This window comes from Lentibacillus salicampi (genome assembly GCF_004565465.1).
GTDB classification, from domain to species: domain Bacteria; phylum Bacillota; class Bacilli; order Bacillales; family Amphibacillaceae; genus Lentibacillus; species Lentibacillus salicampi.
Genome location: NZ_SRHY01000003.1, coordinates 156,902 through 181,068 on the forward strand (window position 1 = coordinate 156,902; position 24,167 = coordinate 181,068).

Below are 24,167 nucleotides of genomic sequence, written 5' to 3' on the forward strand. Positions count from 1 at the left end.
CATGGAAACTATTTATTTGGATCATGCAGCAACGGCTCCGATGGATCAACGGGTTGTTGAAGCGATGACTCCTGTGATGATGGATGTTTTCGGGAACCCGTCAAGTGTACATTCATTTGGACGAAAAGCAAGACGTTATCTTGATGAGGCAAGGCGAACGATGGCTAAAAGCATTCAGGCCAGTGAAAAAGAGATTGTTTTTACGAACGGCGGAACAGAAGCAGATAATCTGGCGCTGATTGGTGTCGCACAGGCTAACAAGGATAAAGGCAATCATATCATTACGACGGCTCAGGAACACCATGCTGTCCTTCATACGGCTGAATACTTGGAACAGCAAGGATTTGATATAACGTATCTTCCAGTTGATGAAACAGGAAGCGTGAATATTGATGATTTGAAAGAAGCCCTGACCGATGAGACTATTTTGGTGTCTGTGATGTATGTGAACAATGAAACCGGCATGATTCAGCCAGTCGAAGCAATCGGTAATCTGTTAAAGGATCATCAGGCGTATTTTCATACAGATGCGGTACAGGCTTTCGGAATGTTAGCGATTGATGTTGAGAAATTTGGGATAGATCTCCTGACGGTTTCTTCTCATAAAATCAACGGCCCAAAAGGAAACGGGTTTTTATATGTTTCGAATGGCGTGAACATCGAAGCACTGCAGTTTGGCGGAGAACAGGAAAGGAAGCGACGGCCTGGCACGGAAAATGTTCCGGGCATCGTTGGTTTCCAAAAGGCTGTGGAACTGATGATGACTGACAGGGAACAGCGGAAACAGACATATGGCGATTATAAAGAACAATTTATGAAGCAGCTGTCTGAAAACGGGGTAACCTATGAAGTGAACGGCGTGCTGGAACATAGCATCGCCCCGATTGCCAATCTCAGTTTTCCCGGAGCTAATGTGGAGCTATTGCTGACAAATTTTGATCTGGATGGCATTGCCGCATCGAGCGGCAGCGCGTGTACTGCGGGGTCGATTGAACCATCTCATGTGCTTTCGGCCATGTATGGAGACAATGATGAACGGACGACCAATTCAATCAGGTTCAGTTTTGGAGCGTTTAATACGCATGAAAATGTGATCGAAGCGGCCAGCCGTGTTGCAAAAATCGTTAAACGGTTAACAGACTAGAAGGTGATAAAAATGATGAAAGACAAACAGGATACACGGGTAGTTGTCGGTATGAGCGGCGGCGTTGATTCATCTGTCGCTGCTCTGCTCCTAAAAGAAGAGGGCTATGACGTTGTCGGTATTTTCATGAAAAACTGGGATGATACAGATGAAAATGGCGTCTGTACTGCAACGGATGATTATGATGATGTCGTTCGGGTCTGTAATCAACTGGGGATCCCCTATTTTGCCGTCAATTTTGAAAAACAGTACTGGGATAAAGTGTTCACCTATTTTCTTGATGAATATAAAAGAGGAAGAACTCCAAACCCGGATGTGATGTGTAATAAGGAAATCAAATTCAAAGCTTTTCTCGAGCATGCCATGTCACTTGGGGCGGATTATCTGGCGACAGGCCATTACGCACAAGTGCGGGAAAACAATGGGAATTACGAAATGTTGCGCGGTGCTGATGACAATAAAGATCAAACGTATTTTTTGAATCAGTTGACGGAAGATGTGCTGGCGAAAGTGATGTTTCCATTGGGCGATCTAAACAAGAGCGAGGTACGGGAAATTGCCAGGGAACACGATCTGGTGACTGCAACGAAAAAAGACAGTACCGGTATTTGTTTTATTGGTGAACGGAATTTCAAGGAATTTTTGAGCGACTATTTGCCAGCACAGCCTGGTCTAATGAAAACGTTGGAAGGCGTGGAAAAAGGGCGTCATGACGGACTCATGTATTACACGATTGGACAGCGTCAGGGATTGGGCATTGGCGGATCGGGTGAACCGTGGTTTGTCGTCGGCAAAAATTTGGACGAAAATGTGTTATACGTTGGACAGGGATTCGACAATAATCAGCTTTATTCAGATAGCCTGGTTGCCTCGGAAATCAACTGGATCAACAACACACCTCATCAACCATTTTCATGTACAGCGAAATTCCGGTACCGACAGAAAGACAGTGCTGTTAATGTCACCAATATGGAAAATGGCAAAGTTCATGTGGAATTTGCTGAAAAGCAGCGGGCCATCACACCCGGGCAAGCCGTGGTGTTTTATGATGGTGATGTTTGTTTAGGCGGCGGAACAATTGATGACGTCATCAAAGACAAAGACTATTTGGACTATGTCGGATAAAATTATTCACACTAACCAGGAGTGGAGGTGGGATGATGGACAAGAATCAACAGGCAATCGAGCTTATGAAAGAACAGAAATACGAAGAAGCAGCAGGCCTTTTTAATGCTATTATAGAAGAAAACCCGCAGGACCCGGTCGGCTATATCAATTTCGGAAATTTATTGCTGCATATAAATGATTCAGAACGTGCCCGCCGCTTTTATGAACGGGCGATTGAATTGGACCAGGATGCAGCGACAGCTTATTACGGGCTAGCCAATCTTTACTATGAAGCATCCGATTTTCCAGCGGCTCAAGAGAATTTCCTAAAGGCGATTGAAATCGGGTTGGAGGAAGCTGATGCCTTTTATTTGCTGGGCATGACCTTCTTTCATCAAGAGCAATATAAACTGGCACTCCCGTATTTACTGCGTGCAACGGAATTGAACCCTGAGAATATAGAGTATCTGTTTCAATATGGACTATCGCTTGCGCAAAGTGAGCATATTGATGATGCTAAGCCAATCTTCCAAAACGTGCTGGAACTGGATGACCACCATAGTGATGCCCACTACAACCTGGGCGTCATTGCCTTGTATGAAGAAAACCTGTCTGTAGCATTGGATCATTTCAATCAGGCACTGGCGATTCAGCCTGAGCATGCCCTTGCGGAAAATGCCAAAACACAGATTATGAACGTGTGGAATAATACCGAAATGTAAGATAGCGAGGTTATTCGTATGGTAACGGATGAACAATCTCATCAGGAGCAGGGGTATATAAAAGGGGAACCGCTGTATACCATTTTTCACAATGAACAGGAACACTTCTCCATCGCCAAAATCAAAATTCTTGATACGAATGAGGATTATCAGGAAAAAGAGATTGTCATTAAGGGATACTTTTCCGGGTTGCAGGAAGCCGCTGCCTATTGTTTTTATGGAAACTTTGAACGGCATGCTAAATTCGGATTGCAATACAAAGTAACCTCCTACCAGACGTTTATTCCAGATACAAAGGATGGGCTGATTGCATACCTCTCCAGTGATTTGTTCCATGGGATCGGTCAAAAAACTGCAGAAAAAATTATTACGGCGTTGGGGGACCATACGATTTCTAAAATTTTGAATGACCCTGACGTGTTATCAAATGTTCCCGGCTTAAAACCGGATAAAGCGAAACGGCTTGCCGAAACGTTGGCAGAAAACCAGGGATTCGAGCATATTGCCGTTTATTTATCCAACTATGGGATCGGTCTGAAGATGGCACAAAAAATTTACAAGGAATATAAAGATGAAGCAATCAACGTATTGCAGGAAGATCCTTATCAATACGTGTTTGACATTGAAGGGTTCGGTTTTCAGACAGCCGACAGAATAGCCCGCGGAAATGGTTTGTCATTCACACACCCAAGCCGGATTGGCGCCGGGTGTATTTACGTGTTGCAAAAAAATATCCAGGATGGGCATGTTTTTTTGCCGGTTGAAACATGTGTCACACAGGTCCTTCAGTTATTGGCCAATCTGGAAGAACCGCTAACAAGCGACATGGTCACAGATCGCCTGGAGGAATTGAACCAGGAAAAAACAGTGATTATGAATGGCGGGAATATTTACCTGCCTTCTCTTTATTATGCTGAAGACGGGTTTGCGGCCAACGTTAAACGATTGATGGCGGGGCCTGTTGAAGATGATACGTCTTTAGCCGATTTGATGAAAATGATCGGGGATATTGAAGAGCAGGAAGCACTGAGTTACGGCAATGAACAATTTGAAGCGATTCAGCAGGCACTAAGCTCGAAATTAATGATTGTAACCGGTGGACCTGGTACAGGAAAAACCACTGTTATCAAAGGAATCTTGAATGCCTATGCAGCCATACACGACTTACCGACTGATCCGGACGCCTACGATTCCGAATCCGAGTATCCGTTTATTTTAACAGCACCCACCGGCAGGGCAGCCAAACGGTTAACCGAATCAACCGGTCTTCCTGCTCTAACCATCCACCGGTTGTTGGGGTGGGATGGACAAAGCGGCTTTGCGAAGAATGAACATGAACCACTGGCAGGCAAATATCTAATCGTTGATGAATTTTCCATGGTCGATATTTGGCTGGCCAACAGCCTGTTCAAGGCTATTCCAGATGATATGCAAGTATTGCTGGTTGGCGACGAGGATCAGCTGCCGTCGGTCGGGCCTGGTCAAGTGTTGGCAGACCTGTTGGGGTGTGAGCAGATTCCATATGTCAGTCTTCATGATGTCTACCGGCAAAAAGAAGGGTCAAAAATCATTGAGCTGGCACATTTGATCAAACAGGATACGTGCGATCAGAACGCTTTACAGAATGACAAGGACTTCAGCTTTATTTCCTGCAGCGAACACCAGCTGATCGGTGCTGTGACGACAGTATTTAAGCGGGCTAAAGCAAAAGGAATCGATTTGAAAGATATTCAGGTTCTAGCACCGATGTATCGTTCACAGGTTGGCATAACAGCGATTAATCAGCATTTGCAGACACTTGTCAACCCGTCTTCACCCACAAAACGGGAAATTAAAGCGAAAGACGCCGTGTTCCGGGTCGGGGATAAAGTGCTGCAGCTTGTCAATCAGCCGGAAGATGGCATTTATAATGGTGATATTGGAAAAGTGGCAGCAATATTTGAGGAAGATGAGAATGTTGATCATATTGAACAGCTGGTCGTGGATTTTGAAGGAAAAGAAGTTGTATATGAACGAAAAGATTACGTAAATATCACGCATGCTTATTGTATTTCAATCCACAAATCACAAGGCAGCGAATTTCCGATTGTGATGATGCCGGTAGTATCCGCTTATCATCGTATGCTTAAGAAAAATCTCCTCTATACGGCAATCACCAGAAGTAAGAAATCATTGATTGTCTGTGGGGACAAGCATGCATTTTTACGTGGTGTCAGAACACTTGATTCCAACAAGCGCTATACATCGCTTCAAGAGCAGCTCGGTGAACGTCTACAGGACGATCACACCAATCGGGAGCCGGATACAAAAGAGCAAGAGATGACACCCTATGATTTTATGTGAATCGTATGTATATTTTTTTGGCAATCGGGCAAAGCTAACAAAATAATGTGAAACTTATCGGGCACTTCCAGACTGTAGTTAGCTGCCGTTTCCTGGTGGCTTATTGTTCATTAGGTGCGGGATAAAAAGGAGCTTTGACTATGTTGGTATGCCCGAATTGTCAAGGGAAGGACATAGGGAAAATCGGCACACAACAATTCTATTGCTGGAACTGTTTTATTGAACTGTCTGTGTTTAATGAAAAACTTGCCATTCACCAGGTTGAAGCAGATGGTTCACTAAGTTCCCTTGATGATTTGTTTACGGAAGACGAACGGAAAATTCAATGGTAGTTTCCATAATGCAGATGATCTTCCCTATTTCAGGGGGTGCTGGGCCGTGTTTCAGGATAATAAACCGCTGAATTTTCTTTTCTGGATTATCACAGGCATTTTTACATTTTTATTTATTTACTTACTTGTGAAGCTTTTTCCTGTATATGGTGCTGTTTTTTCATTCCTCTGGCATCTGCTGCTCCCATTTTTGATTGCTGTTCTGATTGCCTATCTGTTATACCCGGTTATTCAAAAAATGCATGAGCATAATATGCCGAAAAGCTTGGCTATTTTCCTGATCTATTTGCTTTTTTTTGGCGGGCTCGGTTACCTTGGCTATCGTGTCTATCCGGCTGTCATTCAGCAGATAAGTGATTTGCAGGAGCAATTGCCGCATTTGATAAAGATGTATCGGAATTTCATTTACAGCCTTTATGAGTATACATCGTTTTTGCCGGAAACAGTGCATGATCGGATGGATGAGCTGGTATCTGAAGCAGAATCATATATTGAAAATTTGCTGACAGACCTTGTTCGGGGTTACACGAAAATTTTTGATATGATTATTGTTATTACGGTCATACCGGTTCTTGTTTTCTATTTCCTGAAAGATTTTGCCTCGATCAAAACATATATCAAACAATGGATCCCGAAAAAATATCATACGCAAACCCGACATTTATGCCAGGCAATCGATGAGGGGCTGGGAAATTACATACGTGGCCAGTTTATTGTCTGTTTGTTTGTTGGACTGGCGGCATTCGCTGTTTTTAAATTTTTGGGTATCCCGTATGCATTATTACTGGCTATTATGATGGGGCTGACGAACATCATTCCATATTTCGGGCCGATAATCGGAGCCATCCCGGCTGTTGTTATCACCGCCCCTATTTCAGGAAAACTGGCGTTGATTGTGTTGGGAAGTATTTTTGTTATTCAGGTAATTGACGGCAACCTACTGTCCCCTTATGTTGTCGGTAAAAGTATTCATATACATCCGATTGCGATCATTTTCGCCCTGTTGTTGGGGGGGCAAATAAGTGGTGTGCTCGGAATGATTTTGGCGGTTCCAGTTCTGGCTGTTATCAAAGTGGCCCTGAATCATGTTGTATCTGTCAGAGAATATAATTGACATTTTTAACATAGTTGTCTATACTATCAGCAAATCAAACGTGAAAAACGCGCAGAAGGTTACGAGTACATGTGCCTCCATTCGTAAGAGTCAGGGAACAGTTGAAAAGGAGCAGGCTGACCGGTCAGGCTCCGGCTGTTCAAACAAACTCTTCAGAGAGGGATTTCAGCAGGCTGGAAGAATCCCGGGTGTCGAGTCATGGAAGCTAAACCCGAGTACGGTTAATATCCGTCGGTTTCATACCGTTATCATTAGAAGTGATGAATGGAAAGGTTCATTCATAATTAGGGTGGTACCGCGGTAACAATCTCGTCTCTAAAAATGAAATAGAGAGGGGATTTTTTTATTGGTAAAATTCAATTGGTGGAGGTTCAGTGATGAAGCAGTTAACTTCAGCTCAAGTCAGGCAAATGTTTCTGGATTTTTTTGTTGAAAAAGGGCATCAGGTAGAACCGAGTGCACCACTGGTCCCGAAAGAAGATCCGACGTTGTTATGGATTAACAGTGGAGTGTCAACCTTAAAAAAGTACTTTGACGGTCGGGTTATCCCGGAAAATCCTCGCATCGTTAATGCCCAAAAATCGATTCGGACAAACGACATTGAAAACGTAGGCTTTACCGCAAGACATCATACGTTCTTTGAAATGCTCGGCAATTTCTCGATCGGTGATTATTTTAAAAAAGAAGCCATCGCGTACGCGTGGGAATTTTTGACAAGCGACAAATGGATTGGTTTTGATCCAGAGCTGTTATCTGTAACAGTTCACCCGGAAGATGATGAAGCTTATGAAATATGGTTGCGGGATATTCAAATTCCAAAAGAGCGTATCATTCGACTCGAAGAAAACTTCTGGGATATCGGCGAGGGCCCAAGCGGACCAAATACGGAAATTTTTTATGACCGCGGTGAGGCTTACGGGAGTGATCCAACAGACCCCGAACTTTACCCGGGCGGTGAAAATGAACGTTATCTGGAAATTTGGAACCTGGTCTTTTCTCAGTTCAATCATAATCCTGACAACACGTATACTCCGTTGCCAAAGCAAAACATTGATACGGGGATGGGACTGGAACGGATGGTGTCGGTTATCCAGGATGCCCCGACGAATTTTGATACGGATTTGTTTATACCGCTCATCCGGGAAACGGAGGAGATCTCCGGAAAAACATACGGACAAAAAACAGTGTATGATACAGCATTCAAAGTCATTGCCGACCATATCCGAACTGTTGCTTTTGCAGTAGGTGACAAGGCGCTTCCATCCAATGAGGGCAGAGGTTATGTGCTGCGCAGATTACTGCGGCGTGCTGTCCGATTTGCCAAACAAATTGGAATCGATGAACCGTTTATGTATAAACTGGTACCAATCGTTGGTGAAATCATGGCGGATTTTTATCCAGAAGTACTCAAGCAGCACACCTATATCGAAAATGTGATCAAAACAGAAGAAGAACGGTTCCACGAGACATTGAACGATGGTCTGGACATATTATCGAACATTATTCAAAAAGAAGAACAAAAGGGAAGCACTGTATTTCCCGGTGTCGAAGTGTTCCGATTATATGATACGTATGGTTTTCCGAAAGAATTGACGGAGGAATACGTTGCTGAGCATGGATTCACCATCGACGAAAAAGGCTTTGCACAGGAAATGGAAAAGCAGCGTGAACGCGCTCGTAATGCCCGGCAAAAGGTTGATTCTATGCAGGTTCAGGATGGTGTGCTGGGTGAAGTGGATAAAGACAGCACTTTTGTCGGATATGACAAATTGGATGTAGAAACAACCGTTGAAGTAATCGTAAACGGGAAAGAATTCGTTGATACAGCAGCAGTGGGGGATGAGGTCCTCTTATTCTTGAAAGAAACACCATTCTATGCCGAAAGCGGTGGGCAGATTGCCGACAATGGCTGGATCTATACAGACCATGCATCTGCATATGTCGAGGATGTTCAGAAGGCACCAAAAGGACAAAACGTGCACAGGGTTCGTGTAAAAGAAGGCGAAATCCGCACGGGCGAAAATGTGAAAGCAACAGTGGAATGGGCTTTCCGTTCCGGGGTTGTGAAAAATCACACAGCAACACATTTGCTGCACCAAGCGCTGAAGGATGTCCTTGGCGACCATGTCAATCAGGCGGGATCATTGGTTACCCCAGATCGATTACGCTTTGACTTTTCCCATTTCAGTTCTGTCAATCAGGAACAGCTGGAGCGGATAGAACAAAAAGTGAATGAAAAGATTTGGGCTTCGTTACCCGTTTCCATTGACCATAAGAAACTGGATGAAGCAAAAGCGATGGGGGCAATGGCTTTATTTGGTGAAAAATACACCGACATTGTCAGGGTCGTTCAAATAGGCGGTTACAGTATTGAACTGTGCGGCGGGTGTCATGTACGCAACACTGACGAAATTGGTTTATTCAAAATCGTCACGGAAACAGGAATAGGAGCCGGAGCAAGAAGAATTGAAGCCGTATCAAGCAAACAGGCATACGGGTATGTTAATGAAAAACTGGGAATACTGCAGACTACTGCCGGACTGTTGAAAACGAATGATGACAAAATCGTTGAGCGTGTCAAGAGTTTATACAGCGACATTCAATCATTACAAAAAGAAAATGAATCGCTGAGCGCCAAATTATCCAACCAGGAGACGTCATCCATCATCGAAAACAGTGAGACTGTTGAAGGTATCACCGTACTTGCACAGCAGGTTAGCGTAAAAGATATGAACCAGCTTCGGAATATGGTGGATAACCTGAAACAAAAACTTGAATCAGGTGTTATTTTGCTGGCAGCGGAGAATGGACCAAAAGTGCAATTGGCTGCAGGGGTATCCAACGATTTGACAGATAAGGGATTGCATGCTGGCAACATGATCAAACAAGCTGCGGAAATTTGCGGAGGTGGTGGCGGTGGTCGTCCTGACATGGCTCAGGCAGGCGGCAAAAACCCCGACAAAATTAATGATGCACTTGATAGTGCCAGACAATATGTTACAAAATATTTAAATGAATAGACAACCTCTATTCTATTTGGTATAAAAGTTATAATATGAATGCTAAACATGTTAGAATAAAAAATAAAGGTAATAAAATGGTCCGGTGAAATAATGCATCGACAGGAGGGTTTCTGCCAAAACCGTACATGTCAATCGTCAACTGCAGTACTCACCACATCCTGTGGAAGCCCGTGCTCAAAAACGACGCTTCCTCGAGCTCTGTCGCGATTGGCGTGCTCGTGCAGGTGCTTGTGAGGTCTCCCGGGAACTTAGCCTGCCGGTCCTTTTTATCTTCCTTTTTGAACACGCAGCAAAACATATGGAATGAGGTGTCACGATGAGCTCTATTGATAAAACAATGAAATTTAATTTTTCGGAAGAGCCTTTTGAGCAGGACATTAAAGAAATCTTGCTGACAGTTCATAGTGCGCTTAAAGAAAAAGGCTACAATCCAATCAATCAGATCGTCGGCTATTTATTATCCGGTGACCCCGCCTATATTCCGAGATATAATGATGCACGGAATTTGATTCGTAAGGTTGAACGTGATGAGGTCATTGAAGAAGTTGTAAAGTTTTACCTTGAAGAACAGCAGAAGGAAAGCTGAATGAAAATCATCGGACTGGATGTAGGTTCTAAGACGATCGGCGTTGCTGTAAGTGATCCCTTGGGTTTGACGGCACAGGGTCTTACAACAATCAAATGGAATGAACAAGCTATTGAATCCGCTGATGAGCAGCTAAAAAAAATCATAGCTGAAGATATGATTGGGAAAGCTGTCATTGGACTGCCGAAACACATGAATGGAACGATTGGTGAACGTGGCGAGGCGTCTAAGGCATATGCCGAACATGTCGAGGCAGTCCACGGCATTCCGGCGGTGCTTTGGGATGAGCGTTTAACAACTGCCCAAGCTGAACGTGTTTTACTTGAAGCAGATATGAGCCGAAAAAAGCGAAAAAAAGTGATTGATAAAATGGCGGCAGTCATGATCCTGCAAAGTTATTTGGATCAGGATAAATATAAAGGAGTGTAGTAATGGCACTGGAGGAAAATGAACGCATTATCATACCTGACGAAAACGGAGAAGAACATCTTTTTGAAGTGTTATTCACGTTCGATGTTGACCAGACCGGGAATTCTTATGTAGCGGTCGTGCCGGCTGAACAAAAAGAAGATGAAGAAGTTGAAGTGTATGCTTTCCGGTTTGAAGAACAGGCAAAAGATGATGATCTTTCTCTTTTTCCGATTGAATCGGATGAAGAATGGGGAATGGTTGAGGAAATGCTGCACACATTGATTGACGAGGATGAAGAGAACCACGAGTGAAGATAGAATCGGTTGACCGTAAGCTGATATCTTGATGGGTATCAGTTTTTCTTTTGCCACGTCAAGGAATACCGATGGTTCTTTGAAAATTTTGAGACCAGGGCTCGGATTTTTCTAAGCATGTCGTGATAGATTGTTGCCGCGTTTTTTAGTATAATATAGCGGGGGGAAAACGGATGTCCAAAAAGAAAATGTCAGGAAGTTATAAAGAAAACTTACAGAAGCGCAGTGAGGATGCTAAAATGGTCCGGAAAATAGCTGCAGTGATTATCATTTCACTAGTCCTGATTTTTATTGTGGGCTCTGTATCAGGATACATTTATATAAAATCCGCATTGCAACCTGTCGATCCTGACAGTGACAAGGATGTTGACATTGAAGTTCCAATGGGGTCCTCTGCATCTGATATAGCAGCAATCCTTGAAAATAATGATATTATAAAAGATGACATTGTCTTTCGGGTCTATACGAAAATTAATAATGAGACTGATTTCCAGGCGGGTCAATACACTTTTTCCCCTTCTATGGAAATTGATGAAATAATAGAAGCGCTTCAAAATGGGAAAGTAATGGAAGACCCGACATATACCGTGACAATACCTGAAGGAAAGGCAATGGACGAAATAGCTGAAATCTATGCAAATGAAATGACCTTCAGCAAAAAAGAATTCCTCAACAAGGTGAATGACCGGAGCTATATTGAGGCATTAATGAATACATACCCGGAGATATTGTCAAATGATATTTTAAATCCTGAAATCAGGACACCATTGGAAGGGTATTTATTTGCGGCCACCTATAAATTTTATAATAAGGACCCATCGATCGAAACGGTGGTAAACCAGATGCTTGAAAAAACGGTTAATGTTCTCACGCCTTATTTGGACGAGATCGCCGCTCAGGATTTATCCGTTCATGAGGCAGTGACGATGGCATCGCTCGTTGAGAAAGAAGCAAGCTCTGAAAAACAGCGGAAAAGAATTGCCGGATTGTTTTATAATAGGCTTGAAGAGGAAATGCCGCTTCAGACAGACCCCACTGTGTTGTATGCACTTGGGAAACATAAAGAAAAGATTATCCATGAAGACCTGGAAGTGGAGTCACCCTATAATACGTATCACGTCAATTCATTGCCTGTCGGGCCAATATCAAATTTTGCCGAAACATCGTTGCAAGCAACCATTAATCCGGAAGAATCGGATTATTTATATTTCTTGCATGATGATGAAGGCAATATTCATTTCTCGGAAACAAATGCAGAACATAATCAATTAAGAGAGAAGTATATGAATTAAGGACGAGTGGTAATAAGGTGTGAACCTCCCATTCGCATTTCCGTTTTTAAATGTGTTAAGGGCAAACGTGCATGAATTACCTGCGTCCTGATCAATTGGCTCATTGAAACAGGGTTTAGGAACTTTCATTTATGGGTCACTTTATACGAAAAACGACGCATTCACTAAAGAACGAGTGAATGTGAGTTTTTTTAATGCCCGAAGCTGGAGAGGGTGGTAAAATGGATGAGATGTTAACGAACTATTTAGTGCAGTCGTTGCCGGCTGAGGAGAACTGGGTGGCTGAACTTGAACAGAGCGCCCGCAATGATGGCGTCCCCATTATGGATCCTGTGGGGATGCATTTTGTGATGCAGTTAATCCGGTTGACCAAGTCTGGACGAATTTTGGAAATTGGTACAGCTATCGGGTACTCAGCTCTTAGGATGCTGCAAGCTAACCCGGAAGCATACATTGTAACGATTGAAAAAGATGACGAGCGTTACCAACAGGCAAACCGGATTATCAGGGATGCAGGTAAACAAGATCATATTTATACGATTCACGGGGATGCCGTCAGTGAACTACAGGAAATGACAAACCGCACGTTCGATCTGGTATTGATTGATGCAGCGAAAGGGAAGTATCAACGCTTTTTTGAACTTTCCGCTCCGCTTTTAGCAAATGATGGATTTGTATTAACCGATAATGTTTTGTTTAAAGGGTATGTGGCAGATACTGAAAAAGAGCACCCAAGATATCAGAAAATCGCCTCAAAAATTCGCGCATATAACGAATGGCTCATCAAGCAGCCGGATTTTACAACGACGATCGTGCCTGTAGGTGACGGCATTGCCATCAGTCAAAAAACAGAAAAGAAGGAGTTATCATCCGATGCCTGAAAAACCAGTTGTTATCGGTGTTGCCGGCGGGAGCGGAAGTGGCAAGACTTCCGTGACCCGTTCGATCTGCCAACGCTTCCAGGATAAAACAATTCTTGTGATTGAACAGGATTATTACTATAAAGACCAAAGTCATTTACCATTTGAAGAACGATTGAATACTAACTATGATCACCCGCTGGCATTTGATACCGATTTGTTAATCAGTCACGTCCATGACCTGATCGACCATCGGATGGTTGAAAAGCCGGTTTACGATTATAAAATGCATACCCGGTCAAATGAGGTGATCACTGTTGAACCAAAAGAGGTGATCATTCTGGAAGGGATCCTCATTTTGGAAGATCAACGTCTGGTGGATTTAATGGACATTAAAGTATTTGTTGACACGGATGCAGATGTTCGTATTATCCGCAGGCTGTTAAGGGATATTAAAGAACGGGGTAGAACGTTGGATTCTGTTATTGATCAATATGAAAATAATGTCCGGCCAATGCATCTTCAATTTGTAGAACCAACCAAACGCTATGCAGATATTATTATTCCGGAAGGCGGTCAGAACCATGTAGCGATTGATATTATAGCTACAAAAATTGAAAAGATTTTATCCCGCATATGACGAAGGATTAGTCTGCGAAGTACGACGGCTAACTGTTCGCATCGCAAATGTCCGGTTCGGCTCATGCCTGCAGATACAGATCACGGGATGTGTTGGCGACTGACGCGGTGGTTTTAACTTTATCCCGATCCAGGCAAAATTAATAGGGAAAGGTATTGAAAATTTAAATTAAATCTGCCATAGTAGTTGCTAGTAATAATGAATCATATCAATACGGTTATGCAGTACTGGCGACAAAAGGAGTGTAAATGTTCATGGCTACAGAGAAAAGTTTTTATATGACACAAGACGGGAAAGAAAAACTGGAAGAGGAATTGCAGCATTTAAAGACAGAGAAAAGACAGGAAGTAGTGGAGCGCATTAAAGTTGCACGCGGGTTCGGTGACCTTTCCGAGAACTCCGAATACGACGCGGCCAAGGATGAACAGGCTTTTGTTGAATCACGTATATCACAGGTAGAAAAAATGATTCGCAATGCTGTCATTATTGAAAATGATAATGAGAATCCTGATATCGTTTCGCTGGGCAGTACCGTTACATTTCAAGAGTTGCCCAATGGAGATGAAGAGACCTATACCATCGTCGGCAGTGCTGAATCTGATCCATTCGAAGGTAAAATTTCAAATGATTCTCCAATGGCAAAAAGCCTGATAGGCCAAGAAGCAGGGGCTGAAGTATCTGTATCAACACCTGCTGGGGATATCATGGTAAGAATTGAAAAAGTTGAATAATTTACGGTAAGATATCTACAATGATTACTTATATGACGAATCAAAAGGAGCTATAGCTGAATATATAGCTCCTTTTATAATGATGAGGCCAGGACCTGAACTGAAATATCTATGTATAATAAGAAGTCTTTACTGAGAAGTAAATATCGGCAAATTGTCATATAGCATCTTTAATAAAATATGATACTATAATAGATAGGAGGGATTATGGGTGCCGACCTCACGGGTTAATAAGTTTGAAAAGAGAAGGAAAAACACGAAACTGTTATCAACTTTAATAGTGGCAGGAAGTATTTTATTGGTTGTTTTATTCGGAATACTCATTTTTGGTGGTGACGAGACAGATGAAGCAGATAACGAGCAAGGGTCACCACAGGAAGAGGAGACCGATTCGGCATCAGAAAAGCAGGATGCGTCTGCCGAGAATAATACCGATCCAAACGGTTCTACTGATGAGACAGGCTCCACAGAGGATTCTGATACAGAAGAAGGAAATAACCAGGAAGCAGATACTGAACAGGTAGATCCATCTGATGATAATGTGATTGAGGCCTATACAGGTGATTGGCAGCCAGTGGGTACAGAACAGTCTGAGCCGCATACCATTAATTATGATGAGGGGTCACAGGACAGACATGAGATGCGGACAGCCGTTGCATCTGCGACCGGACTGGATGAGGATAAATTCACCATGTGGTGGATTGAACGAAATGGTGACCAACAAGTGGTTAATACGGTTTCAGATCCAGATGAAACCGAAATATACCGTGTTTACAATACGTGGTTAGCCAATGAGGGATGGCAGCCGACTAAAGTGGAACAACTGAAAGAAAATGATCAAAAAGCACGGTTTGAGTAATTCAGGCAGCAATGGAGGAAACGCTATGATGATCGGAATAATCGGAGCGATGGATGAAGAAATTGCTTTATTACGGAAAAATATGACCGAGAAAGTGGAAACAGCAGTTGCGAATTGCTTGTTTGTTCACGGTAAATTGTTTGGCCGTGATGTGGTATTGTTGAAATCAGGGATAGGAAAAGTGAATGCTGCTATGGCATCTGCGATTTTGCATGAACGGTTTACGCCGTCCTATATTATCAATACCGGTTCTGCCGGTGGATTTGCCGATGAATTAGAAGTTGGGGATATTGTCATTTCATCACAGGTTGTTCATCATGATGTGGATGTTACCGCGTTTGGCTATGCATATGGACAAGTTCCGGATATGCCTGCCATGTATGCAGCGGATACTGATTTAGCTGCACGGGCAGGACAGGCTGTTAAACAATTGGACATTCATTTCCGGGAAGGGGTTATTGCAACCAGTGATTCCTTTATGGGCAATGCCGCAAAAGTTGAAGCAGTCAAGGAGAAATTCCCAGCTATGATTGCAGCAGAAATGGAGGCTGCAGCAATCGCACAAGTTTGTTATCAGTATGGTACACCTTTTGTCGTCATCAGAGCTTTATCCGACATCGCCGGAAAACAATCATCGGTTTCATTTGATGCATTCCTGGAAACCGCCGCAAAAAATGCAGCAGATTTGATCATGGAGATGGTTAAGACACTTTAACACGTCCGCCATCCATGATTTACCTCCCTTTTACAATCATGCGATATGTTATGATTCTTTATAAGGAGGGGAAATCGTATGAAACGCCAGGGACAAAAGCTGGAATTAAAGTTAAAAGACTATCGTCGCTTTACTGCGACATTGATAATACTATCCTCTTATTTATATATGGGAGCCATCATCAATACGTATATTCATTATTCCCCTGATGGAAGAGGATTGACCGTACTGTCATTTGCTGTGGCGCTTGTTGCAGGGTGGCTCGGCTTTAGGACACACCGCTTAAAAATAAAATTACAGCAGTAGCGTGCAGGTTTGATAACCCGCACGCTATTTTTGACTATATTCTTTTCGATAATATTCGTGAAAAACTTTCATCAGCGCCCGTTTCTCTATCCGTGATACATAACTTCGCGATATGTTAAGCATTTTGGAAATTTCCCGTTGTGTCATTTCTTTGTAGTTATTTAACCCATAACGATACAGAATCACTTCTCTTTCTCTCGCGTCAAGGATCGATAAGTAATCATTCATCTTTTCAATTTCCATATTCAATTGAATGTATTCGATGATATTCTGATTTTCAGCTTCCAGAATATCGATCAGGCTAATTTCGTTTCCTTCTTTATCCTGCCCGATCGGATCATGCAGTGAAACATCCTTTTTCACTTTTTTCAATGCACGTAAATGCATTAATATTTCATTTTCAATACATCGGGCTGCGTATGTCGCAAGTTTAGTTCCTTTATCTGAGGAATAGCTCTCAATTCCTTTAATTAAACCAATTGTTCCAATGGAAATGAGATCCTCCATATCCTCTCCTGTGTTTTCAAATTTCTTGACGATATGGGCGACGAGTCTTAAATTATGTTCAATCAGTTTGTTTCGGGCTTCCTCATCACCTTCCTGCATTTGCCTGATATACTTTGCTTCGTCTTCCGGGGGCAGTGGCTGGGGAAATGCGTGGTTTTTTACATAGGAGACAAAAAAGATCGCTTCTTTTATTAGCAGGCCGAGAAAACTTAAAACACCTGACAAATACATGCACCTCCTTTGGGATAGCGGCAGGGCTAATGCCTATATATCATCTGTATGAAGGAGATGCCGTTTTTGTGTCTGTCCGATTATAAAATGCTTGCCCAAATGCTTGCCCAAAATAAGAAAAGCGCAGGGGGCCTTGTTCACCCCCGAAAAGCTTAAGCAAGTATTCGAGTGGCGGGTTTGGCCACGTAAAATGATTGATTAAGATCTCGAGGGGGCAGGCGCTGGCCGGCTAAGTTCGGCACGTCCTGTGCCAACGCCGGCACTAGTACGTCCTGTACGTCGAAGCTGGTCATAGCTATTGCTGAAAAAGAGCTTCATATCGCCAAAAAAATTTTATCTAGGCGAGCCATGATGGTTTCTTATCTTTCAAGAAAAAAAGCGACCCGTTAGAGTCACTTCTGGTGCTGCTTCTCTCTTTGGATGGCTTTTTCATACTCATCCGTTCTATTCTTCGTGACCGGCTTGACACCTGCTTTGTGAGCCGCCCTTGAAATCATGTGCCCTGCAACAGGGGAGGTCAAAAGCGTGAACACAATCGCCAGCAATAACTTCCCACTGATGATGCCGTATTGTGTGTACATGAATAAAAAGGCACCAATCAAGAGTCCGGAAATGCCAAGCGTAGCCCCTTTCGTTGTTGCATGAAGTCTTGTATAAACATCCGGAAAGCGGATCACCCCAATGGAGCCTGATAACAGAAAAAAGGAGCCCGATAACAGCAAAATCGCAATAATGATGTTTGAAATAATTTCAGTCCAAGTTTCTATCAATAATAACACCCTTTTCCAGATATTTCGCGACAGCCAGTGTCCCGATGAATAAAAGGATGCCGATTAATAAAATGACATCGTTTAATTTTGTCGTTGGAATCAGGATTGCCATTAACGCAGCAATCCCCATCATATTCATGCCCATGGAATCAAGAGCAACTGCGCGATCAGCATTTGTAGGGCCGCTTACAATCCGGAATAGCAACAAAATAAACGAAACAGAAATGGCAGCCAGACAAATGACGGTCGCTATTTCAACAATGATATGGGTCAGGGATAAAAAATTGTTCATCGTGTTACCTCCATTATTGCCTTTTCAAATGTACTCTTGATGGAATGTATTTCTTCGTTGATGTCGTCAATATTCATCGCATGAATATATAAGTGTGTATTATCATGCGCTACTGCAACTGAAAGCGTTCCAGGGGTAAGGGAAACCAGATTGGCCAGAAGTGTAATTTCCCAGTTACTTTTTAATTCGATCGGCAAAGCAAAAATACCTGGTTCGAATTCAGGTTTGCGTGCATACACAAGTTTGACAATGTCGTAGTTGGATAAAACTAATTCCTTTATGAACAGCAGAATCAGCCTGCAGATTTTAAAAACACGTTTCAAGTAAAAGGTATCCGGAATAAAACGGTTCAATAGCAGCAATAACAGGATTCCAAGTAAGTACCCGGTAATAAAGCTGGGTACGGTGTAACTTTCACTAAGGAGCATCCACATTACCGCTATGATCAGATTAATAACAATTTGGAATGTCATAAAGCATTACCCCTCTAATACAGCATTAATATAGTTCGCCGGATCAAGCAAATACCTCGAAATCGATTCGACTGACGGATAAATAAATTCCGCTCCGATACCTAAGAAAACGGATAGCGCCAATAACGCAACAACCGGTGCCGTTCGTCCTTTGACGGGTTTTGGTTCAAAAGTGTCGTCTTTCTCTCCCCAGAATCCTCGGATAAAGATTTTCATAATGGAATAAAGTATCAAAAGACTTGACAGCAAGGCGATGATCACAACCGCTACTTTCTCATCTGCCAGAGACCCTTTCAGCAAGAGCAGCTTTCCGATAAAACCGCTGAAAGGGGGGATTCCCGCAAGAACAAATCCGGAAACAAACAACAGCCACCCCAGGAATGGATAGTAGTGAATCAGCCCGCTGAACTTCCGTAAATCAGACGTGCCGGCAGCATAAGCAATTGTCCCGACAAGGAGGAAAAGACTTGCCTTAATGATCATATCATGGATGAGATAATAGATCGCTCCGCTAACAGCTTCCTGGTTGAATACACCAATGCCCCACAGGATAAATCCAATCGCAGGAATGATATTGTACGCAATGATTAATTTTATATTATTGGTCGATAGTGCTCCGATTACCCCAAAAATCATCGATAAACCGGCTATCCATATAAATACTTCATGTGTCAGGTCGATTCTATGTATAAAGATTAACGAAAAGACCCGGATGATGGAATAGATTCCAACCTTTGTTAGCAGGGCTCCAAATAATGCTGAAATGACTGGGTTTGGAACAGCGTATGATTTTGGCATCCAGTAATATAATGGGAACAGTGCTGCTTTTACAGCAAATACAAAGAAAAGAAGGATGCCGATTGCCGTTAGGATCCCCTGCTGATCGACTTCCTGTACACGCTGCGCAATCTGAGCCATATTCACTGTACCGACAGTGCCATATAAAAAACCAACGGCTGTTACGAACAGCATGGACGAGAATAAATTAATGAATACATATTTAACGGATTCCCGAAGCTGCACTTTATCCCCGCCCAGCACAATCAATGCATAGGAAGCCATTAACAGTACTTCAAAAAAAACAAACAGGTTGAAAATATCGCCGGTCAGAAATGCCCCTGAAACACCCGTAATCAGGAAGAAAAAGAAGGTATAAAAGTAATAGCGTTCTTTCCTGTCCGGCAGGGAATAGGGCGCATAAAATGCACAAGCCGCTGCCATAATGTTTGTGGTAAGGACCAGTAGAACAGAGAGCTGATCGGCAACGATAATGATGCCATATGGCGCTGCCCAGTCACCGGTCTCAAGTATAATAGAACCATGATTGAATACATGCCACGCTGAAAAGCCAGCTACGGCCAGATTTCCGATGATAAAAACTTTCGTAAGTGTGCGGACAAGCGCTAATTTTTTTGGGAAAAAAGCAAGAATGATCCCCGCTATCAGTGGAATGATGATTGGTAAAACTGCCAGATTACTCATTTTCGTTACCCCTTAATTGTTCCATATTATCCGTATTGTTTTCATTTGAGGTGCGGTATGCCAGAACCAAAAGCAGACTGGTGATTCCAAAACTGATGACAATTGAAGTTAAAATCAGAGCCTGTGGCAATGGGTCGGTGTATTCACTGATACCTTCTGTCAAAATGGGCGGATTGCCTCTTTTTAACTCTCCCATCGTCAATAGGAACAAGTGGGCGCCATGGGAGAGCAGAACAGAGCCGATGATTAGTCTAAGCAACTGTTTTTGCAGCAAGTTATAAATAGCTGTTGCAAATAGAACTCCTGCAAGAATTAGAATAATAATTTCCATTTATTTTCCCCCTTTATCTGTTTTAAATTTAATAAGGGTGTAAATGGCAAGCGCCGCAATACCCAGAACGGTGATTTCAAATAATGTATCAAGCCCGCGCATGTCGACTAGGATGACGTTGACAATATTGCTTCCGCCACCGATCGGTTTCGACGTTTCGATGAAGTAATCGGAAATGGTCTCGAACCAACTACTGCTGTGTGCCGAAATCCCTACAAGCGTCATCAACGCTCCAAATCCAACTGATATGATGAGATTCGTTGTCCTGGTACTGAGTGGTGCATGAAGCCTTTTTAGATCTGGCAGATGGTAGAAGCAGAGCAGGAACAAAGCTACCGAAACTGTTTCGACTACTAATTGTGTTAATGCCAAATCGGGCGCCCGGTAAATAAGAAACAGCAGGGAAACACCATAACCAGCTACCCCGACAATTAAAATGACCGCCAAATTCTTTTTTGCAAAGATGGTTCCAATTGCTGAGGCTATAATGATCAATACCACAGTCAGCTCAATAAAGGTGATAGGCGCCAGATTGCCGAAATCAATCGTAAAGCCGTCTGTTGCCAGCATAAAGCCGACAGTGACAACTAGAATGGTACTTAAAATAATCGCCATATAGTTTCTTAATGAGCCGCTCATATAGAATGTCGTAATCGTTCTTGAATAAGCATTCAATTTTCCCATAATGGTATCGTAGACTTTATTGACGCTTAATTTACCAGGGAAGACTTGATAAATCCCGTTCCATTTTCTTCTCGTGGTTACAAGAAGCGCACCAAGCCCCACAACAACAAGCGACATTTGGAATGCCGGAGAATCCCATCCATGCCAGAAATGAACATCTTTTGTGATTGGCTCCCCATATACCGCTTCGGCTGCATGGGCAATAAATGTTCCATTGACAGCACTCGGGAACAAACCGATCAAAATAACTCCGAGCACAAGAATTCCTGGTGAAACGAGCATGCCGATCGGTGCTTCATGCGGCTTTTTAACGAGTTTATCAAGCTGTGTTTTTCCACCGAATGTGCCAAACAGAAAATAAAGTGCATAAACGAATGTGAAGATGCTGCCGAACACTGCCAGGTACGGGATAACATCAATAAGGAATCCGGCGATCCCGCTCGCTCCGCCCTCCAAATCCAACGTTGATTCAAAAAACAATTCTTTACTGTAAAAACCGTTTAAGAAGGGCAGTGGAATACCAGCCATGGAAAATGTTCCGAACAGGGCGAGTGTCGCGGTGATCGGCATAAAGGTTAACAGTCCGCCAAGCTTGCGGATGTCACGGGTGCCTGTTTCATGGTCAACGGTGCCGGCAACCATGAACAGACTGCCTTTAAAGGTGGCATGGTTCAGGATATGGAAGACAGCAGCGAAAACGGCAGCTTTTGTACCAAAGCCAAGCATTGCCATAATCATACCTAATTGACTGATGGTAGAGAAGGCCAAAATGGCTTTCAAATCAGTCTGGTGAACGGCCATATAAGATGCCCAGCAAAGCGTCACAATCCCAGCGATACTTACGATAATAAAAAACCATTCATAAGAACCGAAAATCATGGAAAACCGTGCCACTAAATAGAGGCCTGCCTTGACCATTGTCGCTGAATGGAGGTAAGCACTGACAGGTGTCGGCGCCTCCATGGCATCAGGCAGCCAGATATGGAATGGGAATTGGGCCGATTTCGTAAAAGCTCCCAGCAAAATAAACCCGAGAGCAAGTGGCATATATGGATTATCCAGAATGACATCAGCATTTGCAATCATCGTCTGGATGCTTGTTGTGCCAGAGATAACTGATAACAGGGCAAATCCACCAAACATGCTCAGTCCGCCGAATATGGTAATGATCATCGACTTTAGTGCACCATAACGTGATTTTTCTTTAAAATGCCAGTAGCCAATCAGTAAAAATGATGAAATGGATGTTAGTTCCCAAAAGGTATAAAGCACAAAAACATTATCTGATAAAACAACCCCAAGCATGGCTGACATGAACATCAGCAAATAGACATAAAAATGGCCAAGCGGTTCACTGCGGTCAAGATAATAGACCGAATACAATACCACGAGCGCTCCAATGCCGCTAATTAGTAAGACAAATAATAGACTTAGTCCGTCCAAATAAAAATCGAAATTTATTCCAAGCGATGGTATCCAGCTATATGTATGCCGTATCGGCTCAAATCCTGAACCGATGAATTGGATAAAATAAAAAAATATCGCCAGCGGTATAAAGAATATAACAGTACCTGTATGTATTTTATGTTTAAATTTACTTATGAATGGAACAAAACAAGCAAGCAGAAGTGGAATGAGTACTGTGAATATCATCTGAATTGAAATCCTCCTCTAAATGGTTACAGGCAAGCTTCGTGCAGCTTAGGGGAAGTGACCGGCGGCATGTCTGTTCAGTAGTTTATGTATAAATTGTCATCTTATCATGAATAGCTTATCATAATCTGACCGCCATAGAAAACGAGAACCCCTTGACAATTTAGTGTCAGAGGGGTTGACATGTGTTTTACTCAGATATACGATTTCATTTTGTCTGTTAAATTCCGTCTGTAAATTTCTTTTTCAATTAAATATATAAAGTCGGGGCTTAATTTTAATTCATTCGCTTTGTAATAGGATTCCAGCAACAGTTCATCAGATAAATACTCCATGAATATAGCCCTCCTAACTTTTGAAACACTCAGGTTGTCTATCGAGTTGATAGTTAATAATTTATCACGAAATAGATGTCAGAACAAGCTGATTATTATCTACAGACGCTTGTAGATAACTTGTGCACAAATAATGAATAAGAGCGAAAAATGTTGATATTACAGTGTGGATTTTGTGAATAAAGTTATCCACATATCGAATAATGAAAGAAATTGTCGAACGTTTCCTGGCATATTTGCTTTTATTTCTTATGGGATATTTCTTTCATATGATGGAAAGGTGGTATAGGATTGCGTTATAATGAATATCTGTTACATGGTGTTTCAGGGACAGGATTGGGTGAACGTTTTACATAAGAAAAAATACAATTGCAGTAGTAGAGGTGTCACGGTTGTTGAAACTCTTTTTACCAAATGAACATGTGAAGAGTATTTTTGATATTAAACCCGAATCATTGCAAAAAAAAGGAATTAAAGGGATTATTACGGATCTGGATAATACACTTGTAGCTTGGGATGTTGCGGATGCCACACCAGAAATTATCGAGTGGTTTAAACAGATGAAGGCCCATAATATAAAAATAACCATTATATCCAATAATAAACGGGAACGGGTGAAGATCTTTTCCGAACCGCTTGATACGCCGTTTGTGTTCAGTGCCAGAAAACCTTTGAGCCGGGCGTTCAAAAGCGCTGCCAAGGAAATGCAAATAAATAAAGATGACATTGTTGTGATCGGTGACCAGATTTTGACGGATGTGCTTGGGGGCAATTCGGCGGGTTTTCGTACCATATTGGTTGTGCCCATCGTTCAAACGGATGGAAAAGTTACCCGGTTTAACCGGAGAATCGAACGGCGGATTTTAAGTTACATGCGTAATAAGGGAAAGATAAGCTGGGAGGAATAAAA

26 protein-coding genes are annotated in these 24,167 nt (G+C 42.6%); 18 read left to right on the forward strand and 8 right to left on the reverse strand.

The window, feature by feature from the left end; all coding sequences use genetic code 11:
* Nucleotide 1: 1 nt before the first annotated feature.
* From E4U82_RS04215 to E4U82_RS04295, 17 genes are all read left to right on the forward strand, one after another.
* Complete coding sequence (locus tag E4U82_RS04215) at nucleotides 2-1,144, forward strand: cysteine desulfurase family protein (RefSeq protein ID WP_135108823.1); 1,143 nt, start codon at nucleotides 2-4, stop codon at nucleotides 1,142-1,144.
* Nucleotides 1,145-1,159: 15 nt separating this feature from the next.
* A complete protein-coding gene (mnmA, locus tag E4U82_RS04220; RefSeq protein WP_135108824.1) occupies nucleotides 1,160-2,269 on the forward strand; it encodes a tRNA 2-thiouridine(34) synthase MnmA in 1,110 nt (369 codons plus the stop codon).
* Between the two features lie 35 nt (nucleotides 2,270-2,304).
* Entirely contained in the window at nucleotides 2,305-2,973 is a 669-nt protein-coding gene (locus tag E4U82_RS04225; protein ID WP_167751326.1) for a tetratricopeptide repeat protein, read from the forward strand.
* Between the two features lie 18 nt (nucleotides 2,974-2,991).
* Nucleotides 2,992-5,316: an SF1B family DNA helicase RecD2 gene (gene recD2 / locus E4U82_RS04230; RefSeq protein WP_135108826.1), complete on the forward strand. Its 2,325-nt coding sequence runs from the start codon at nucleotides 2,992-2,994 to the stop codon at nucleotides 5,314-5,316.
* Nucleotides 5,317-5,456: 140 nt separating this feature from the next.
* Nucleotides 5,457-5,648, forward strand: coding sequence for a hypothetical protein (locus E4U82_RS04235; protein WP_135108827.1), 192 nt, complete (start codon nucleotides 5,457-5,459; stop codon nucleotides 5,646-5,648).
* 46 nt (nucleotides 5,649-5,694) lie between these two features.
* Complete coding sequence (locus tag E4U82_RS04240) at nucleotides 5,695-6,762, forward strand: AI-2E family transporter (RefSeq protein ID WP_135108828.1); 1,068 nt, start codon at nucleotides 5,695-5,697, stop codon at nucleotides 6,760-6,762.
* 377 nt (nucleotides 6,763-7,139) lie between these two features.
* Nucleotides 7,140-9,782, forward strand: coding sequence for an alanine--tRNA ligase (alaS, locus tag E4U82_RS04245; protein ID WP_135108829.1), 2,643 nt, complete (start codon nucleotides 7,140-7,142; stop codon nucleotides 9,780-9,782).
* A 319-nt stretch (nucleotides 9,783-10,101) separates the two neighbouring features.
* On the forward strand, nucleotides 10,102-10,371 hold the full coding sequence (locus E4U82_RS04250) for an IreB family regulatory phosphoprotein (protein ID WP_135108830.1): 270 nt from the start codon (nucleotides 10,102-10,104) through the stop codon (nucleotides 10,369-10,371).
* Nucleotides 10,372-10,800 (forward strand): Holliday junction resolvase RuvX, encoded by a 429-nt coding sequence (gene ruvX / locus E4U82_RS04255; RefSeq protein ID WP_135108831.1) that lies wholly within the window; start codon nucleotides 10,372-10,374, stop codon nucleotides 10,798-10,800.
* A 2-nt stretch (nucleotides 10,801-10,802) separates the two neighbouring features.
* Nucleotides 10,803-11,093, forward strand: coding sequence for a DUF1292 domain-containing protein (locus tag E4U82_RS04260; RefSeq protein ID WP_135108832.1), 291 nt, complete (start codon nucleotides 10,803-10,805; stop codon nucleotides 11,091-11,093).
* Between the two features lie 176 nt (nucleotides 11,094-11,269).
* Nucleotides 11,270-12,388, forward strand: coding sequence for an endolytic transglycosylase MltG (mltG, locus tag E4U82_RS04265; RefSeq protein ID WP_135108833.1), 1,119 nt, complete (start codon nucleotides 11,270-11,272; stop codon nucleotides 12,386-12,388).
* Between the two features lie 221 nt (nucleotides 12,389-12,609).
* Nucleotides 12,610-13,269 carry an O-methyltransferase gene (locus tag E4U82_RS04270; RefSeq protein WP_135108834.1) on the forward strand — a complete coding sequence of 220 codons (660 nt, stop codon included), beginning with the start codon at nucleotides 12,610-12,612 and terminating at the stop codon, nucleotides 13,267-13,269.
* Nucleotides 13,262-13,888, forward strand: coding sequence for a uridine kinase (udk, locus tag E4U82_RS04275; RefSeq protein WP_135108835.1), 627 nt, complete (start codon nucleotides 13,262-13,264; stop codon nucleotides 13,886-13,888). Before E4U82_RS04270 ends, udk begins: the two co-directional genes overlap by 8 nt.
* A gap of 254 nt (nucleotides 13,889-14,142) precedes the next feature.
* Nucleotides 14,143-14,619 carry a transcription elongation factor GreA gene (greA, locus tag E4U82_RS04280; RefSeq protein ID WP_135108836.1) on the forward strand — a complete coding sequence of 159 codons (477 nt, stop codon included), beginning with the start codon at nucleotides 14,143-14,145 and terminating at the stop codon, nucleotides 14,617-14,619.
* 211 nt (nucleotides 14,620-14,830) lie between these two features.
* Nucleotides 14,831-15,478 (forward strand): DUF1510 family protein, encoded by a 648-nt coding sequence (locus tag E4U82_RS04285; RefSeq protein WP_135108837.1) that lies wholly within the window; start codon nucleotides 14,831-14,833, stop codon nucleotides 15,476-15,478.
* Nucleotides 15,479-15,503: 25 nt separating this feature from the next.
* Complete coding sequence (gene mtnN, locus E4U82_RS04290) at nucleotides 15,504-16,193, forward strand: 5'-methylthioadenosine/S-adenosylhomocysteine nucleosidase (RefSeq protein ID WP_135108838.1); 690 nt, start codon at nucleotides 15,504-15,506, stop codon at nucleotides 16,191-16,193.
* Between the two features lie 78 nt (nucleotides 16,194-16,271).
* Nucleotides 16,272-16,499, forward strand: a complete 228-nt coding sequence (locus E4U82_RS04295) for a YrhC family protein (protein ID WP_135108839.1) — start codon at nucleotides 16,272-16,274, stop codon at nucleotides 16,497-16,499.
* Between the two features lie 24 nt (nucleotides 16,500-16,523).
* On the opposite strand, the gene sigK is transcribed toward E4U82_RS04295, so the two are convergent.
* From sigK to E4U82_RS04335, 8 genes are all read right to left on the reverse strand, one after another.
* Nucleotides 16,524-17,231 (reverse strand): RNA polymerase sporulation sigma factor SigK, encoded by a 708-nt coding sequence (gene sigK / locus E4U82_RS04300; RefSeq protein ID WP_135108840.1) that lies wholly within the window; start codon nucleotides 17,229-17,231, stop codon nucleotides 16,524-16,526.
* 398 nt (nucleotides 17,232-17,629) lie between these two features.
* Entirely contained in the window at nucleotides 17,630-18,007 is a 378-nt protein-coding gene (mnhG, locus tag E4U82_RS04305; protein WP_135108841.1) for a monovalent cation/H(+) antiporter subunit G, read from the reverse strand.
* Nucleotides 17,988-18,299: a Na(+)/H(+) antiporter subunit F1 gene (locus E4U82_RS04310; RefSeq protein ID WP_135108842.1), complete on the reverse strand. Its 312-nt coding sequence runs from the start codon at nucleotides 18,297-18,299 to the stop codon at nucleotides 17,988-17,990. Before E4U82_RS04310 ends, mnhG begins: the two co-directional genes overlap by 20 nt.
* Nucleotides 18,296-18,772 (reverse strand): Na+/H+ antiporter subunit E, encoded by a 477-nt coding sequence (locus E4U82_RS04315; protein WP_135108843.1) that lies wholly within the window; start codon nucleotides 18,770-18,772, stop codon nucleotides 18,296-18,298. Before E4U82_RS04315 ends, E4U82_RS04310 begins: the two co-directional genes overlap by 4 nt.
* A gap of 6 nt (nucleotides 18,773-18,778) precedes the next feature.
* Complete coding sequence (locus E4U82_RS04320; protein ID WP_135108844.1) at nucleotides 18,779-20,254, reverse strand: Na+/H+ antiporter subunit D; 1,476 nt, start codon at nucleotides 20,252-20,254, stop codon at nucleotides 18,779-18,781.
* Complete coding sequence (locus E4U82_RS04325; protein WP_135108845.1) at nucleotides 20,247-20,585, reverse strand: Na(+)/H(+) antiporter subunit C; 339 nt, start codon at nucleotides 20,583-20,585, stop codon at nucleotides 20,247-20,249. The genes E4U82_RS04320 and E4U82_RS04325 overlap by 8 nt, the downstream gene beginning before the upstream one ends.
* Nucleotides 20,586-22,922, reverse strand: a complete 2,337-nt coding sequence (gene mbhE / locus E4U82_RS04330) for a hydrogen gas-evolving membrane-bound hydrogenase subunit E (RefSeq protein ID WP_135108846.1) — start codon at nucleotides 22,920-22,922, stop codon at nucleotides 20,586-20,588.
* A gap of 194 nt (nucleotides 22,923-23,116) precedes the next feature.
* Nucleotides 23,117-23,257, reverse strand: coding sequence for a sporulation histidine kinase inhibitor Sda (locus E4U82_RS04335; protein WP_135108847.1), 141 nt, complete (start codon nucleotides 23,255-23,257; stop codon nucleotides 23,117-23,119).
* A gap of 368 nt (nucleotides 23,258-23,625) precedes the next feature.
* Between E4U82_RS04335 and E4U82_RS04340 the strand changes: the two genes are divergently transcribed.
* Entirely contained in the window at nucleotides 23,626-24,165 is a 540-nt protein-coding gene (locus E4U82_RS04340; protein ID WP_135108848.1) for a YqeG family HAD IIIA-type phosphatase, read from the forward strand.
* The last annotated feature ends 2 nt before the right edge of the window (nucleotides 24,166-24,167 follow it).

What these genes read in the sequence shown, in the direction of transcription:
- E4U82_RS04215 (WP_135108823.1), top strand. Translation starts at nt 2, where the DNA reads ATGGAAACTATTTATTTGGATCATGCAGCAACGGCTCCGATGGATCAA.
- mnmA (WP_135108824.1), top strand. Translation starts at nt 1,160, where the DNA reads ATGAAAGACAAACAGGATACACGGGTAGTTGTCGGTATGAGCGGCGGC.
- E4U82_RS04225 (WP_167751326.1), top strand. Translation starts at nt 2,305, where the DNA reads ATGGACAAGAATCAACAGGCAATCGAGCTTATGAAAGAACAGAAATAC.
- recD2 (WP_135108826.1), top strand. Translation starts at nt 2,992, where the DNA reads ATGGTAACGGATGAACAATCTCATCAGGAGCAGGGGTATATAAAAGGG.
- E4U82_RS04235 (WP_135108827.1), top strand. Translation starts at nt 5,457, where the DNA reads ATGTTGGTATGCCCGAATTGTCAAGGGAAGGACATAGGGAAAATCGGC.
- alaS (WP_135108829.1), top strand. Translation starts at nt 7,140, where the DNA reads ATGAAGCAGTTAACTTCAGCTCAAGTCAGGCAAATGTTTCTGGATTTT.
- E4U82_RS04250 (WP_135108830.1), top strand. Translation starts at nt 10,102, where the DNA reads ATGAGCTCTATTGATAAAACAATGAAATTTAATTTTTCGGAAGAGCCT.
- ruvX (WP_135108831.1), top strand. Translation starts at nt 10,372, where the DNA reads ATGAAAATCATCGGACTGGATGTAGGTTCTAAGACGATCGGCGTTGCT.
- E4U82_RS04260 (WP_135108832.1), top strand. Translation starts at nt 10,803, where the DNA reads ATGGCACTGGAGGAAAATGAACGCATTATCATACCTGACGAAAACGGA.
- mltG (WP_135108833.1), top strand. Translation starts at nt 11,270, where the DNA reads ATGTCCAAAAAGAAAATGTCAGGAAGTTATAAAGAAAACTTACAGAAG.
- E4U82_RS04270 (WP_135108834.1), top strand. Translation starts at nt 12,610, where the DNA reads ATGGATGAGATGTTAACGAACTATTTAGTGCAGTCGTTGCCGGCTGAG.
- udk (WP_135108835.1), top strand. Translation starts at nt 13,262, where the DNA reads ATGCCTGAAAAACCAGTTGTTATCGGTGTTGCCGGCGGGAGCGGAAGT.
- greA (WP_135108836.1), top strand. Translation starts at nt 14,143, where the DNA reads ATGGCTACAGAGAAAAGTTTTTATATGACACAAGACGGGAAAGAAAAA.
- mtnN (WP_135108838.1), top strand. Translation starts at nt 15,504, where the DNA reads ATGATGATCGGAATAATCGGAGCGATGGATGAAGAAATTGCTTTATTA.
- E4U82_RS04295 (WP_135108839.1), top strand. Translation starts at nt 16,272, where the DNA reads ATGAAACGCCAGGGACAAAAGCTGGAATTAAAGTTAAAAGACTATCGT.
- E4U82_RS04310 (WP_135108842.1), bottom strand. Translation starts at nt 18,299, where the DNA reads ATGAACAATTTTTTATCCCTGACCCATATCATTGTTGAAATAGCGACC.
- E4U82_RS04315 (WP_135108843.1), bottom strand. Translation starts at nt 18,772, where the DNA reads ATGACATTCCAAATTGTTATTAATCTGATCATAGCGGTAATGTGGATG.
- E4U82_RS04320 (WP_135108844.1), bottom strand. Translation starts at nt 20,254, where the DNA reads ATGAGTAATCTGGCAGTTTTACCAATCATCATTCCACTGATAGCGGGG.
- E4U82_RS04325 (WP_135108845.1), bottom strand. Translation starts at nt 20,585, where the DNA reads ATGGAAATTATTATTCTAATTCTTGCAGGAGTTCTATTTGCAACAGCT.
- mbhE (WP_135108846.1), bottom strand. Translation starts at nt 22,922, where the DNA reads ATGATATTCACAGTACTCATTCCACTTCTGCTTGCTTGTTTTGTTCCA.
- E4U82_RS04335 (WP_135108847.1), bottom strand. Translation starts at nt 23,257, where the DNA reads ATGGAGTATTTATCTGATGAACTGTTGCTGGAATCCTATTACAAAGCG.